The sequence below is a fragment of the Pseudorhodoplanes sp. genome (genome assembly GCF_035565855.1).
Lineage (GTDB): Bacteria > Pseudomonadota > Alphaproteobacteria > Rhizobiales > Xanthobacteraceae > Pseudorhodoplanes.
Genome location: NZ_DATMRX010000356.1, coordinates 1 through 14,732, shown reverse-complemented (window position 1 = coordinate 14,732; position 14,732 = coordinate 1). Strand labels below are relative to the sequence as shown.

The following is a 14,732-nucleotide window of genomic DNA, read 5'->3' as shown; positions in this document are numbered from 1 at the left end:
AGACCACGCCGACGCACAGGAACAGCGCCGCCGACACAACGCCGTGCGACACCATCTGGAACACGCCGCCGGCCACGCCCTGCGACGTCGCGGCGAAAATGCCGAGCGTCACAAAGCCCATATGCGCGACCGACGAATAGGCGATCAGTTTCTTCATGTCGTCTTGCACCATCGCGACCAGCGAGGTGTAGACGATCGCGATCACCGACAGCGTGAACATGAACGGCGTGAAGTCCTGCGACGCCAGCGGGAACATCGGCAGCGAGAAACGCAGGAAACCGTAGCCGCCGAGCTTAAGCAGGATCGCCGCCAGCACGACAGAGCCCGCGGTCGGCGCCTCGACGTGGGCATCGGGCAACCAAGTGTGGACCGGCCACATCGGCAGCTTCACCGCGAACGAGGCAAAAAACGCGATCCAAAGCCACGGCTGCATGTCGCGCGGGAACGCATGGTGCAGCAGCACCGCGATATCGGTGGTGCCGGATTCCCAATACATCGCCATGATGGCGAGGAGCATCAGCACGGAGCCTGCGAGCGTATAGAGGAAGAACTTGAAGGTGGCATAGACCCGACGCGGTCCGCCCCAGATGCCGATGATGAGGAACATCGGGATCAAGCCGCCCTCGAAGAACAGATAGAACAGCACCAGGTCGAGCGCGCAGAACGTGCCGACCATCAGCGTTTCCAGCACCAGGAACGCGATCATGTATTCGCGCACCATCGTACGGACCGAGCGCCAGCTCGCGCCGATGCAGATCGGCATAATCGCGGTGGTCAGGATGACGAGCGGCAGCGAAATGCCGTCCACGCCGAGGTGATAGGTGCCGAAGCCGCCAAGCCACGGGCGTTTCTCGACGAACTGGAACTCCGACGAACCGGAATCGAAACCCCAAATAAGGACCAACGACACCGCGAAGGTGATGAGCGTGGTCCACAACGCGACCCAGCGCGCATTGCGCGCGCCGGATTCATCGTTGCGCAGCAGCGCGATGAACAGCGCGCCGACGATCGGCAGGAAGACGGTGACGGAAAGAACCGGCCAGCTCGCCATCAGTGGGCTCCACCGGAGAACATGAACCAGGTGATGAAGGCCGCCGCACCGATCAGCATCGCGAAGGCGTAATGATAGAGATAACCGCTCTGCAGGCGCATCGCGCCCCGCGTCACGTCAAGCACCCGCGCGGTAACACCATCGGGGCCCAAGCCGTCGATCACGCGGCCGTCGCCCCCCTTCCAGAACAAGCGGCCAAGCCACATCGCAGGTCGGACGAAAACCAAGTCATAGAATTCGTCGAAATACCACTTGTTGAGCAGGAAGCGGTACAGCGCCTCGTGCTGACGCGCCAGGCGCGGCGCGATCTCCGGATGGAGCAGGTACATATAAGCCGCAATGCCCCAGCCCAGCGCCAGCATCACCGTCGGCAGCCAAGCCACCAAGGCCGGCGTGTGGCTGTGCATGACCTCAAGAATGTCGCCCTGCTTCAGCGACTCGCGGAAGAACTCCGCTACGTGATGACCGGCGAAGAACTCCTTGAAGGCGTAGCCTGCCGCGAGCGAGCCGAGCGCCAGCACGCCGAGCGGGATCAGGACCACCAGCGGGCTCTCGTGCGCTGCCTCGTAGTGGTGCCGGTCGTGCGGTGCGCCGTGGAAGGTCTTGTAGATCAAGCGCCATGAATAGAATGCCGTCAGCGCCGCCGCGATCACCGTCATGGCGAAGGCATAAATGGCGAACGGATTCTTGCCCGAGAACGCCGCTTCGATGATGGCATCCTTCGAGAAGTAACCGGCGGTGAGCGGGAAGCCGGTGAGCGCCAGCGTGCCGATCACCATGCACCAGTAGGTAAACGGGATACGATCCTTCAGCCCCCCCATCATACGGATGTCCTGCTCGTGGTGCATCGCCATGATGACCGAGCCGGAGCCCAGGAACAGCAAGGCCTTGAAGAAGGCGTGGGTGAACAGATGGAACATACCGACCGAATAGGCGCCGACGCCCATCGCGACAAACATGTAACCAAGCTGCGAGCACGTCGAATAAGCGACGATGCGCTTGATGTCGTTCTGCACGAGGCCCACGGTTGCGGCGAAAAAGGCGGTCGAAGCTCCGATCAGCGTCACGAAGGCCGCGGCGTTAGGCGCAAGCTCGAACAGCGGAGATAACCGCGCCACCATGAACACGCCGGCCGTGACCATTGTGGCGGCATGGATCAGGGCCGAAACGGGGGTCGGGCCTTCCATCGCATCGGGCAGCCAAGTGTGCAGGAACAACTGCGCGGACTTGCCCATCGCGCCGACGAACAAGAGAAGGCAGATCAACGTCAGCGCATCGGCCTGATACCCGAAGAAATTGATGGTCTTTCCGGTGAGCGAGGGCGCAGCCGCGAAGATGGTGTCGAAGTCGATCGACGACGTCATCATGAACACGGCGAAGATGCCGAGCGCGAAGCCGAAGTCGCCGACACGGTTGACGACAAAGGCCTTGATGGCCGCGGCGTTGGCTTCCGGCTTCTGGTACCAGAAGCCGATCAGGAGGTAGCTCGCAAGGCCGACGCCCTCCCAGCCAAAGAAGAGTTGCGCGAGATTGTCGGAGGTCACCAGCGCCAGCATCGCGAAGGTGAACAACGAGAGGTAAGCGAAGAACCGTGGGCGGTACGGATCTTCGTTCATGTAGCCGATCGAATAGAGGTGGACGAGCGCGGAGACGGTCGTCACCACAACCAGCATCACCGCGGTCAGGCTGTCCACGCGGATCGCCCAATCCACCTTCAAATCGCCAGAGATGATCCAGCTCAGCAGCGTCACACGCTGGTCTTGGTGGCCGAAGCCGACCTGCCAGAACGCGATCCACGCCAGCACGCAGGCGATCGCCAGAAGCGATGTCGTGATGACCTCGGCAGCACGCGACCCCGCCGCGGCGGGCTCCGCAGGGGCGTGATGATCGTCATGATGATGATCGCGGTCGCCGTAGTGAGCGTCATGATGCGCTGCGTGCCCTGCCGCCGGCGCATGATGGTCGTCAGATGGCTCCGCACCCGGGAAGCGCCCGCGGGCGCCGACCAGTGCAATGGCCCCGGCAAGGATCGCACCGAGAAGGGGCAGAAGAACGATTGCCTGAACCATGCGTTCTCAGCCCTTCATCAGGTTGATGTCTTCGACCGCAATCGAGCCGCGATTGCGGAAATAGACGACAAGGATGGCCAGACCGATCGCGGCCTCTGCGGCCGCAACGGTCAGAACGATGAGCGCGAACACCTGTCCGATGAGATCGCCAAGGTAGCTCGAGAACGCCACGAAATTGATGTTCACCGCGAGCAGGATCAATTCGACCGACATCAGGATGACGATGACGTTCTTCCGGTTCAGGAAGATGCCGAAGATGCCGAGCGTGAACAGGATCGCGCCGACCGACAGATAGTGCCCAAGCCCGATGGTCATGCCCGCCCTCCGGGCGCGCCCGCCATAGAAGCCAGCGTCTTGCCTGTTGCGATCATGCTTCAATCCCCTGCCCCGGCCGGACGTTGATCATGTCGATGGCGGTTTCCTTCGTCCGTGCATTCTGCGCGGCGATGCTCTGGCGTTTGACGTTCGCCTTATGGCGAAGCGTCAGCACGATGGCGCCGATCATGGCGACCAGAAGGACCAGCCCGGCGGCCTCGAAGTAGTAGACGTAGCGCGTGTAAAGCACGAGGCCGAGTGCTTCGGTGTTAGTGATGGTGGTCGGAATCGGCGCCGAGATCGCCTGCGGCAGCGACGGTCCGATCACCCAGGCCCCAACCACGAGCAAAAGTTCGGAGAGGAAAATCACCCCGATCAGCATCCCGACAGGCAGGTATTGCAGGAAGCCTTGCCGCAACTCGACAAAATTAACGTCGAGCATCATGACAACGAATAGGAACAGCACCGCGACCGCGCCGACATAAACCACGATCAGGATCATGCCGAGGAATTCCGCGCCCATCATCACGAACAGACCGGCGGCATTGACGAATGCCATGATCAGGAACAGCACCGAGTGCACGGGATTGCGGCTCGCGATCACCATGAAGGCGGAGGCGACGCACACACCGGCAAAAAGGTAGAAGAACAGCCCGGGCAGGATCATTGCGGGTCAGCCCTCACCGATACGGCGCGTCGAGCGCGATATTCTTCGCGATCTCGCGCTCCCAGCGATCACCGTTCGCGAGCAGCTTGTCCTTGTCGTAGTAAAGCTCCTCGCGGGTTTCCGTCGCGAATTCGAAATTGGGCCCCTCGACGATGGCGTCGACCGGACACGCCTCCTGGCACAGCCCGCAATAGATGCATTTCACCATGTCGATGTCGTAGCGCGTGGTGCGGCGCGTGCCGTCGTTCCTCCGCGGCCCCGCCTCGATGGTGATGGCCTGAGCCGGGCAGATCGCCTCGCAGAGTTTGCAGGCGATGCAGCGCTCCTCGCCGTTCGGATACCGGCGCAGCGCGTGCTCGCCGCGGAACCGCGGCGAGATCGAGCCTTTTTCGAACGGATAGTTCAGGGTCGCTTTCGGCTTGAAGAAGTAGCGCATGCCGAGGAAAAACCCCGTCACGAACTCCTTCAGGAAAACCGATCGCGCCGCCTGGTCGAGCCTCATCGTCTCACCCCTTCGGCGCCAAGTCGGAAAACTGCAGCACCGCTGCCACGATCACCACCATTGCGATCGAGAGCGGAAGGAACACCTTCCAGCCGAGCCGCATGAGCTGGTCGTAGCGATAGCGCGGCACCAGCGCCTTGGCCATTGCGATCAGGAAGAAGAAGAACAGCGCCTTGAGCGTGAACCAGATCACGCCCGGCACCCACGTAAACGGCGCCACGGGGAATGGCGGCAGCCATCCGCCCATGAACAGGATCGTTCCCATCGCGCACATGGTGGCGATAGCGACGTACTCGCCGAGCATAAACATCATGTACGGCGTCGAGCCGTATTCCACCATGAAGCCCGCGACCAGCTCGGATTCCGCCTCGACCAGATCAAACGGCGTACGGTTGGTTTCCGCCAGCGCCGAAACAAAGAAGATTACGAACATCGGCAAAAGCGGCAGCCAGTACCAACCGAACAGCCCAAGGCGCGTGTCTTGCGCGTTGACGATGGCGGAGAGGTTCAGCGAGCCGGCGCACAGCAGGACCGTAATGATCACGAAGCCGATGGAAACCTCGTAAGACACCATCTGTGCCGCCGAGCGCAGCGCGGCGAGGAACGGATACTTCGAGTTCGACGCCCAGCCCGCCATGATGACGCCGTAGACCATCAGCGACGAGATCGCGAAGATATAGAGGATGCCGACGTTGATGTCGGCGATCAGCCAGCCGGCGCTGACCGGGATCACCGCCCAGGCCGCAAGCGCCAGTGTGCAGGTGACCAGCGGCGCCAGCAGGAAAACGCCCTTGTTGGCACCGGCCGGGATCACCGGCTCTTTCAGCACGAATTTGAGCAGATCGGCAAAGGACTGGAACAAGCCCCACGGCCCAACCACGTTCGGGCCGCGCCGGATCTGCACCGCCGCCCAGATCTTGCGGTCGGCCAGCAGCACATAGGCGATGGCAACCAGCAGGATAACGAGCAGCAGCAACGATTGCGCCACGATCACGACGAGCGGCCAAAGATATCCGGTCCAGAGTTCTGCGAATGTCATCGCCCTACTCCGCCGCCGTCATGGCCAAGCGCCGCCGTTCGGCAAGGGCCGAGCATTCGGCCATCACCGCGGACGCGCGCGCGATCGGGTTGGTGAGATAGAAATCGTCGATCACCGAGCCGAACGGCGCCTTGTCGAACGCGCCGCCGAGCTTCGCCAGCGCCCGGATATCGGCCGCGCCACTCGGCACGACCTGGCCGATGCGCGAAAGCTGCGGCCGCTCCGCGAAGAGGGCCTGCCGCAGCGCCGCAAGGGAGTCATACGGCAGCTTGGCGCCAAGCACGTCGGACAGAGCGCGCAGGATCGCCCAATCCTCCCGCGCATCGCCCGGCGGGAAAGTCGCGCGGTTCGCCATCTGAACCCGCCCCTCCGTGTTGACGTAGAGGCCCGATTTCTCCGGGTAGGCCGCCGCAGGCAGGATGACATCGGCGCGATGCGCACCGTTGTCGCCGTGAGTGCCGATGTAGACGACGAACGCACCAGGCGGCACCTCGATCTCGTCGGCGCCGAGCAGGAACAGCACATCGAGCGCGCCGGCCTTCGCCATCGCCGCCGCATCAAGTGCGCCCTCGCCCGGCACAAAGCCGATCTCCAACGCGCCGACCCGCGAAGCCGCGGTGTGCAGCACGCAGAAGCCGTTCCAATCGTCCTTGACCGCGCCCAATTCGATCGCGGCCTTCGCGGCCAGCGCCGCGACTGCGGCTCCATCGGGCCGCGTCAGCGCGCCCATGCCAACGATAATCATCGGCCGCTCGGCGCCCTTAAGCGCCTCGGCAAAGCTATGCTGACCTGCCACCAGGTCGGCCAGCGTCTGCGGCCCCGCACCGAGATGATCGTAAGGGTACGTCAGATCGACCTTTTCCCCGATCAGCGCCACCGGGAATTTCCCGGCGCGCCAACGCTTGCGGATGCGCGCGTTGAGCACAGGCGCCTCACGGCGCGGATTCGATCCGAGGATCAACAGCGCGTCCGCGCGCTCGATGCCGACAATGCCGGCATTGAACAGGTAAGTGGCGCGACCCCATTCAGGGTCAAGCGCCGCGCCGTCCTGGCGAGCGTCGAGGTTCTTCACTCCGAGACGCGTCATCAGGTCCTTGAGCGCATACATGTCCTCGACCGCGGCCAGGTCACCGGCGATGGCACCGATGCGGTCCGGCCTCGTCGCTTTCACCCGCGCAGCGATCGCGGCAAACGCCTGCGGCCACGACGCCGGGACCAGCCGCCCGCCTTCGCGGACATAGGGCCGGTCGAGGCGCTGCGTGCGCAAGCCGTCCACGACATGGCGCGTCTTGTCGGAAATCCACTCCTCGTTCACGTCGTCGTTGGCGCGCGGCAGGATTCGCATCACCTCGCGGCCGCGGCTGTCGATGCGGATCGCGGAGCCCAGCGCATCCATCACATCGACGCTTTCGGTCTTCGACAGTTCCCACGGCCGCGCGGAAAACGCATAAGGCTTGGAGGTCAGCGCACCGACCGGGCAGAGATCGACCACGTTGCTCTGCAGCTCGGAGGTCATCGCCTGCTCGAGATAGGTCGTAATCTCCATATCCTCGCCGCGACCGATGGCGCCAAGCTCCGGCACGCCGGCGACCTCGGCCGAGAAACGGATGCATCGCGTGCAATGGATGCAGCGGGTCATGATGGTCTTGACCAGCGGGCCGATATACTTGTCCTCGACCGCACGCTTATTCTCGTGGAAGCGGCTGGAGTCGACGCCGTAGGCCATCGCCTGATCTTGCAGGTCGCACTCGCCGCCCTGGTCGCAGATCGGGCAATCGAGCGGATGGTTGATAAGCAGGAACTCCATCACGCCTTCGCGCGCCTTGCGCACCATCGGCGACTTGGTGTTGACGACCGGCGGCTCCCCGTTCGGGCCGGGGCGACAATCCTTCACGGCCCAGGCGCAGCTCGCGACCGGCTTGGGCGCGCCCTTCAACTCGACCAGGCACATACGGCAATTGCCGGCGATCGACAGCCGCTCGTGGAAGCAGAATCGCGGAATTTCCGCTCCCGCCGTCTCCGCCGCCTGCAGCAGCGTGAACTCCGGCGGAACATCCACCTCGGTGCCGTCGATGACGATCTTGGCCATCGTTGCTACTCCGCCGCGATCCGGTGCGGCTCGGGCATCCGGTCATGCCGTTCCGCGTTGCGGGTGTATTCGTCAATGCGCCGCTCGATCTCCGGCCGGAAATGCCGCAGCAAGCCTTGCACCGGCCACGCCGCGCCGTCGCCAAAAGCACAAATGGTGTGGCCTTCGATCTGCTTGGTCACATCGAACAGCATGTCGATCTCGCGCTTCTGCGCGCGGCCATCGGCCATGCGGGTGAGAACGCGCCACATCCACCCCATGCCCTCACGGCATGGCGTACACTGACCGCAGCTCTCGTGTTTGTAGAAATAGGAGATGCGCGCCATTGCACGGACGATGTCGGTGGACTTGTCCATCACGATCACCGCCGCGGTGCCGAGCGCCGATTTAACGGCGGCAAGCCCGTCGAAATCCATCTTCAGGTCGCCGCACTGATGCGCGGGAACGAGCGGCATCGATGAGCCGCCGGGGATGACCGCGAGCAGGTTATCCCAGCCGCCGCGCACGCCGCCGCAATGCGTCTCGATCAATTCGCGCAGCGGTACGCCCATCGCCTCTTCGACCGTACATGGCCGCTCGACGTGGCCCGAAATGCAGAACAGTTTGGTGCCGGTGTTGTTCGGGCGGCCGATGCCGGCGAACCACGCCGCGCCGCGGCGCATGATGTCAGGCACGACGGAAATCGATTCGACGTTATTGACCGTCGTCGGGCAGCCGTAGAGGCCGACGTTGGCCGGGAACGGTGGCTTCAGCCGCGGCTGGCCCTTCTTGCCCTCCAGGCTTTCCAACAGCGCCATTTCCTCGCCGCAGATATACGCGCCGGCGCCGTGGTGGACATAGAGGTCGAAATCGTAACCGTGGATGTTGTCCTTGCCGATCAACCTGGCTTCATAAGCCTGATCGATCGCCGCCTGCAGCCGTTCGCGCTCGCGGATGAACTCGCCGCGCACATAGATGTAGCCCGAGCGGCAATCCATTGCCCGGCCGGCAATCAGGCATCCTTCGATTAAGAGATGCGGGTCATGCCGCATGATCTCCCGATCCTTGCAGGTGCCGGGCTCGGACTCGTCGGCATTGACCACGAGATAGTGCGGCCGGTCGCCGACCGTCTTGGGCATGAACGACCACTTCACGCCGGTCGGGAAGCCCGCGCCGCCGCGGCCGCGCAGACCGGACGCCTTCATCTCGTTGACGATGGCGTCACGACCCTTGTCGAGAATGTCCTTGGTGCCGCTCCAGGAGCCGCGCTTGCGCGCGCCTTCGAGCCCCCAATCGCCGAGGCCGTAAAGGTTCTTGAAGATGCGATCCTTGTCGTCGAGCATCGCTTAGGCCTTTACCGATTTCAGCGTGGTGGGCCCGCCGACCGGCGCGGACAACTGACGGTCGATCTGCGGACCGGGCTTCGGCGGCTCGCCCTTGGCGAAGCCGTCCAGCACCTTCTCGAAGCTTTCGGCCGTTAGGTCCTCGTAGGTGTCGTTCCAGATCAGCACCATCGGCGCGTTGACGCAGGCGCCGAGGCACTCGACCTCCTCCCACGAGAAATCGCCATCGGCCGAAACGTGGTGCGGATGCTCGTGGATGCGGCGCTTGCAAACATCGAGGATGTCATGCGCGCCGCGCAGCATGCAGGGCGTGGTGCCGCACACCTGTACATGGGCCTTTTTCCCGCACGGCTCCAACAAGAACATGGTGTAGAAGGTCGCGACTTCAAGCGCGCGGATATGCGCCATGCCGAGCATATCCGCGACATGACGGATCGCGGCTTCAGGAAGCCAGCCGCCGTTCTGCTCCTGCGCCCGCCACAGCAGCGGAATGATCGCCGACTGCTGGCGGCCCGCCGGATACTTGGCGATCTGCTTCTTCGCCCACTCGACGTTCTCGGCCGTAAAGGCAAAGTCCTTGGGCTGCAATTCGGGTGGCGCGACGCGACGAACGGCCATCACAAGCCTCCGTCATTCCGGGGCGCGCCAGGGGCGCGAACCCGGAATCCAGATACGAGTCCGGCGTGAGCGTCTGGATTCCGGGTCCGGCCCTTCGGGCCGTCCCGGAATGACGCCGAGGGTGACATCCAACTCACCGGTCGACCTCCCCGAACACGATATCGAGCGAGCCGAGGATCGCCGACACGTCAGCCAGCATGTGGCCCTTGCATAGAAAATCCATCGCCTGCAGATGGGCGAAGCCGGGCGCGCGGATTTTGCACTTATACGGTTTGTTGGTGCCGTCGGCGACGAGGTAAACGCCGAACTCGCCCTTGGGCGCTTCCACCGCGGCGTAAACCTCTCCCTCGGGCACATGAAAGCCTTCGGTATAGAGCTTGAAGTGATGGATCAGGGCCTCCATCGACTTCTTCATCTCGCCACGGCGCGGCGGCACGATCTTGTTGTCCTGCACGGTGACCGGCCCCTGCCCCTCCGGCTCGCGCAGCTTAGCAACACACTGCTTCATGATGCGGATCGACTGCCGCATCTCTTCCATACGGATGCAATAACGGTCGAAGCAATCACCGTTCTTGCCGACGGGAATGTCGAACTCCATTTCGGAGTAGCATTCGTAAGGCTGCGCACGGCGCAAATCCCAGGCCGCGCCGGAGCCGCGCACCATCACGCCGGAGAAGCCCCAGGCCCAGGCGTCGGCGAGGCTTACCACGCCGATATCGACGTTGCGTTGCTTGAAGATGCGGTTGTCGGTGAGCAGCCCCTCGAGGTCATCGCAGACCTTGAGGAACGGGTCGCAAAACGCCTCGATGTCGTCGATCAGCTTGGGCGGCAAATCCTGGTGCACGCCGCCGATACGGAAGAACGCGGCATGCATCCGCGAACCGGAGGCGCGTTCGTAGAATACCATCAGCTTTTCGCGTTCCTCGAAGCCCCACAACGGCGGAGTCAGCGCGCCGACATCCATCGCTTGCGTGGTGACGTTGAGGAGGTGCGACAAGAGTCGCCCGATTTCGCAATAGAGCACGCGGATCAACTGCGCGCGGCGCGGCACCTGCAGATGCAGCAGCTTCTCGGCCGCGAGGCAGAACGCATGCTCCTGGTTCATCGGCGCGACGTAGTCGAGCCGGTCGAAATACGGGATCGCCTGCAGATAGGTCTTGGCCTCGATCAGCTTCTCGGTGCCGCGGTGAAGCAGGCCGATATGCGGATCGACGCGCTCGACGATTTCGCCATCGAGTTCGAGCACCAGGCGCAGCACGCCGTGCGCCGCCGGATGCTGCGGGCCGAAGTTGATGGTGAAGTTGCGGAGGTTCTCGGCCATCGGGCTATCCCTTGGCCTTCTCGTCGCCGGGCAGCGGCACGTAGCCCGCGCCCTCCCACGGCGACAGGAAGTCGAAGTTGCGGAATTCCTGGGCCAGCCGGACCTTGTCGTAGACCACGCGCTTCTGCTCGTCGTCCCAACGCACCTCGACAAATCCGGTGAGCGGGAAATCCTTGCGCAGCGGATGCCCCTCGAACCCGTAGTCGGTCAAAAGCCGGCGCATGTCCGGGTGGCCGGTGAACAGCACGCCGTAAAGGTCGTAAGTCTCGCGCTCGAACCAGTCGGCGCCGGGAAATACGCCGATGATCGAAGGCACCCGCGTCTCCTCGCCGGCCTCGATCTTCACGCGGATGCGGCGGTTATGCGTCGGCGACAGCAAGTGGTAGACGACATCGAAACGCCGCTCGCGCGACGGCCAGTCTACCGCGGTAATGTCGATGAAGCTGACAAACCGGCACCGCTCGTCATCGCGCAGGAAGGTCGCGACCTTGACGATATCGCGCGCCGTCGCGGTGAGCGTTAGCTCGCCGTGGGCAACCCAATAACCGACAACGGAACCCGCCAGCGCGGCGGCGATCGTCTCTCCGAGCTTTTCGAGCGTCTCGTCCATGTCCTCGTTCCGCTACCGCTCGATCGTCCCGATCCGACGAATTTTCTTCTGCAGCAGTAATACGCCGTACAGCAGCGCCTCCGCGGTCGGCGGGCAGCCCGGCACGTAGATATCGACTGGCACGATGCGATCGCAGCCACGAACCACCGAATAGGAATAGTGGTAATAGCCACCGCCGTTGGCGCACGAGCCCATTGAAATGACGTAGCGCGGCTCCGGCATCTGGTCGTAGACCTTGCGCAACGCCGGCGCCATCTTATTGGTGAGCGTGCCGGCCACGATCATCACGTCGGACTGCCGGGGCGAGGCCCGCGGTGCAAAGCCGAACCGCTCCGCGTCATAGCGCGGCATCGACATCTGCATCATCTCGACGGCGCAGCAGGCCAGCCCGAACGTCATCCACATCAGCGAGCCGGTGCGCGCCCAGGTGATGAGGTCCTCGGTCGCCGCGACAACGAACCCCTTGTCGGCAAGGTGGCTGTTCAACCCGGTGAAGAACGGATCATCGGACCCAACCGGCTTGCCGGTGTTCGGGTCGAGGATGCCCTTCGCGGCGGGGGCGACGAGCGTCGTCCGGTTCTGGGGTTCGCTCAATCCCATTCGAGCGCTCCCTTCTTCCACTCATAGATAAAGCCGATTGTCAGGACGGCAAGGAAAACCATCATCGACCAGAACCCGTAGGCGCCGAGCTTGCCGAACACGATGGCCCACGGGAACAGGAACGCCACCTCGAGGTCGAAGATGATGAACAGGATGGCGACCAGATAGAAACGCACATCGAACTTCATGCGCGCGTCGTCGAAGGCGTTGAAGCCGCACTCGTAGGCCGAGAGCTTTTCGGGATCAGGTTGCTTGTAGGCCACCAGGAAGGGGGCGATCAGCAGAGCCAGGCCGAGCGCAAGCGCAACCGCGATGAACACCACGAGGGGCAAATAATCCTGCAACAGCGCGCTCATCAGCGACCCTTCATTCGCCTCACCCGCAAAAAACCGATCCCGGATCACCCCGGCGCCGGTCGCGGCGTCGCAAGCCCCCTCAATTCCGGTACCGGACTGGATTCGTTCCAAGCAGGCGCGGTGAGCCTTAGCGCAGTGAACCAGGGGTGGCAAGGCGCGAAAAATCCTTGTCCCGGCTTGCGTTGCCCATCCCCGGCGCAGTGTTTACGCTGTCGCCAAAAGGAGCCCCTCTTGCCGTTCGGGATCGTTTCGAAGCCCCTCCAGACATGGTTGAATACCCCGCGACCACCAGCACATGGGAGGGCGGGTCCGATGCACGAGCTCACGGCGGGAATCACCAAGGCCAACACCGGGCTGGATGGCATTTCGTGGAACATCCTGGGGCAGACCTACGTGCCCAAGTCCCTCAACGAACAGTCGTTCTCCTGGCACGCGACCTTCCCACCCGGCACCTTCGTCCCCCCGCATATCCACCCGACGCAGGACGAATTCATCTATATGCTCGACGGCCGGCTCGACCTGGTGCTGGACGGCAAGGAGTTCGTCGCCACCACCGGCGATCTCGTCCGGCTGCCGATGAACCAGCCGCATGGCATTTTCAATAAAACCGACCAGACCGTGAAATGCTTCTTCTGGGTGACACCGACGCGACGGCTCTATGACCTGTTCTGGGCGATCCATTCCATGAAGGAACAGAACCCGCCGGACGTGGTCGCGCTCTCGGCCAAGCACGAGGTCATGTTCCTGCCCCCGCCTCCGGGGGCGTGAGGAAGCCGGCATCGGAGGCAAAAACGCGGCCTCAAGGGCCGCGTTTTCATATCGTGCACGGGGGGCGGGGGCGACCGTCCGTCAGTTCGCTCCCTGCCCCACAGTCGGCGCCTGCTCCATCCGCCGGAATGGCGGCGGCACCCAGCGACCATCCACCACTTCGGGTCGCGGCGAGTAAATCCGCATTGTGGGCTGGAACGAATCCCGGGGCGCGGGAAGCCAATTCGCTTCCTTGTCGGCACCCGGCGATTCCGCCTGCACGTAAATATCGAACGAACCATCAGAGTTGAGTTTAAGTGGGTCGCGATCGCCGATGGCAAACCGATTGATCGCGTTTGGCACCTGGAAACCGTCCTGGTCGTACATGGTGATGGACCAGAACGCGTTGGCGGGTGGCGTCTGGCCTTTGGCGAAATGCAGCACGTACTTGTGCGCTCCGGTCAGCGGTTGGCCGGTATCGTCGACGAAGGCCGTTGGATAAATCGCGTCCTCCGGGAGATTGGCTCCCAGGCCGCCGAGCGTGACGATGGCGCGGCGATAGTAGGACGTGCCGTAGGTGCCAATGTTGTCGGTCGCAAGATTCCAGCCGTTGGCGTGCGCTCCCATGCGCCCCATTCCGTTTGGCATTTCCTCCAGCGTCTCCTTGGCGGCGCTGTTGATGATCGCGACCACCGTCGGGTCGAGTTTCGACGCATCGAACGGCCTGCCGGGCTCCAGCCCGAAAGCGCGCATGCGGAACAGGATGGGATAATCGTTGGCGTGCGGTGGATATTTGGTCATCAGATCGGCCAGGCGCGTCAGCATTGCAACGCCGTCAAGCTGATTGACCTGGGTCTTAGGCGGCGTGCGGTTGTCGACAGAAGAGTCGGTTGCCATGCCCTGCGGCGGCACATAACGACCGCCCCATTCGCCGAGCGGCGTCAGCTTGTACCCGTCCTGCACCGTATGGACGGCGGCATAATCGGCGGGCCCATTGGTCTGTGTGCGGCCGATAATCCAGATCATGGATGTCGGCGCGGCGATCTTAACGATGCCTTGTGGAAGTGTCCCATTCCAACCCGGCGGCACGATGGCGTAAGTGCCGGGCTTGGTGCCGGTGGTGCGCGAACCGACAACCGAGAACACGTCGGTCCACATGTCGAGCATCTCAAGGAGATAGTACCGGCCGCCGGTGTCCGGCACCGAAAGAACCATCGGTTCGCGCGACAGATCGAGCCACGCACTCGAGTAGAGCGTATCGAAGTTGACGCGCACCACCTCCCTGGCGTCAGCCGGCGGATATGACCGCACATGAGCAAACTGATTGATCGGAGCACGCATATTGACCGAGGTCGCATCCGGCACATTCGTGGCCTGCCGCATGGTCGTGTCCATGCTGACAATCGGATAGGCGTACAGATAGAGG

Annotated in this window: 15 protein-coding genes; 1 reads left to right on the top strand and 14 read right to left on the bottom strand. The window is 63.2% G+C overall.

Going from position 1 to position 14,732, the window contains the following annotated elements:
- The 13 genes from VN004_RS20400 to VN004_RS20340 all read right to left on the bottom strand — a co-directional run.
- Nucleotides 1–1,051, bottom strand: a 1,051-nt coding sequence (locus VN004_RS20400; protein ID WP_325614008.1) for an NADH-quinone oxidoreductase subunit M, incomplete at its 3' end; no start/stop codon positions are given.
- Entirely contained in the window at nt 1,051–3,120 is a 2,070-nt protein-coding gene (gene nuoL, locus VN004_RS20395; RefSeq protein WP_325614007.1) for an NADH-quinone oxidoreductase subunit L, read from the bottom strand. The genes nuoL and VN004_RS20400, both read right to left, overlap by 1 nt.
- A 6-nt stretch (nt 3,121–3,126) precedes the next feature.
- A complete protein-coding gene (gene nuoK / locus VN004_RS20390) occupies nt 3,127–3,435 on the bottom strand; it encodes an NADH-quinone oxidoreductase subunit NuoK (protein WP_325614006.1) in 309 nt (102 codons plus the stop codon).
- A 52-nt stretch (nt 3,436–3,487) separates the two neighbouring features.
- Nucleotides 3,488–4,102, bottom strand: coding sequence for an NADH-quinone oxidoreductase subunit J (locus tag VN004_RS20385; RefSeq protein WP_325614005.1), 615 nt, complete (start codon nt 4,100–4,102; stop codon nt 3,488–3,490).
- Between the two features lie 13 nt (nt 4,103–4,115).
- Nucleotides 4,116–4,604, bottom strand: a complete 489-nt coding sequence (gene nuoI, locus VN004_RS20380) for an NADH-quinone oxidoreductase subunit NuoI (RefSeq protein ID WP_325614004.1) — start codon at nt 4,602–4,604, stop codon at nt 4,116–4,118.
- A gap of 4 nt (nt 4,605–4,608) precedes the next feature.
- Entirely contained in the window at nt 4,609–5,643 is a 1,035-nt protein-coding gene (gene nuoH, locus VN004_RS20375; RefSeq protein WP_325614003.1) for an NADH-quinone oxidoreductase subunit NuoH, read from the bottom strand.
- 4 nt (nt 5,644–5,647) lie between these two features.
- The gene (gene nuoG / locus VN004_RS20370; RefSeq protein ID WP_325614002.1) at nt 5,648–7,732 is read right to left on the bottom strand and encodes an NADH-quinone oxidoreductase subunit NuoG; all 2,085 of its coding nucleotides are present in this window, start codon (nt 7,730–7,732) and stop codon (nt 5,648–5,650) included.
- A gap of 5 nt (nt 7,733–7,737) precedes the next feature.
- Nucleotides 7,738–9,054 (bottom strand): NADH-quinone oxidoreductase subunit NuoF, encoded by a 1,317-nt coding sequence (nuoF, locus tag VN004_RS20365; protein WP_325614001.1) that lies wholly within the window; start codon nt 9,052–9,054, stop codon nt 7,738–7,740.
- Between the two features lie 3 nt (nt 9,055–9,057).
- Nucleotides 9,058–9,672, bottom strand: coding sequence for an NADH-quinone oxidoreductase subunit NuoE (gene nuoE, locus VN004_RS20360; RefSeq protein ID WP_325614000.1), 615 nt, complete (start codon nt 9,670–9,672; stop codon nt 9,058–9,060).
- A 133-nt stretch (nt 9,673–9,805) separates the two neighbouring features.
- A complete protein-coding gene (locus VN004_RS20355) occupies nt 9,806–10,993 on the bottom strand; it encodes an NADH-quinone oxidoreductase subunit D (protein WP_325613999.1) in 1,188 nt (395 codons plus the stop codon).
- A 4-nt stretch (nt 10,994–10,997) separates the two neighbouring features.
- Nucleotides 10,998–11,603 (bottom strand): NADH-quinone oxidoreductase subunit C, encoded by a 606-nt coding sequence (locus VN004_RS20350; RefSeq protein ID WP_325613998.1) that lies wholly within the window; start codon nt 11,601–11,603, stop codon nt 10,998–11,000.
- Nucleotides 11,604–11,615: 12 nt separating this feature from the next.
- Nucleotides 11,616–12,203 carry an NADH-quinone oxidoreductase subunit B family protein gene (locus tag VN004_RS20345; protein ID WP_325613997.1) on the bottom strand — a complete coding sequence of 196 codons (588 nt, stop codon included), beginning with the start codon at nt 12,201–12,203 and terminating at the stop codon, nt 11,616–11,618.
- Nucleotides 12,194–12,559, bottom strand: a complete 366-nt coding sequence (locus VN004_RS20340; RefSeq protein WP_325613996.1) for an NADH-quinone oxidoreductase subunit A — start codon at nt 12,557–12,559, stop codon at nt 12,194–12,196. Before VN004_RS20340 ends, VN004_RS20345 begins: the two co-directional genes overlap by 10 nt.
- 312 nt (nt 12,560–12,871) lie before the next feature.
- On the opposite strand from VN004_RS20340, the gene VN004_RS20335 reads away from it, so the two are divergent.
- Nucleotides 12,872–13,327, top strand: coding sequence for a cupin domain-containing protein (locus VN004_RS20335; RefSeq protein ID WP_325613995.1), 456 nt, complete (start codon nt 12,872–12,874; stop codon nt 13,325–13,327).
- An 81-nt stretch (nt 13,328–13,408) separates the two neighbouring features.
- Here VN004_RS20335 and VN004_RS20330 read toward each other — a convergent pair.
- Nucleotides 13,409–14,732 (bottom strand): DUF1254 domain-containing protein (locus tag VN004_RS20330; protein ID WP_325613994.1); only part of this gene is annotated, 1,324 nt, incomplete at its 5' end.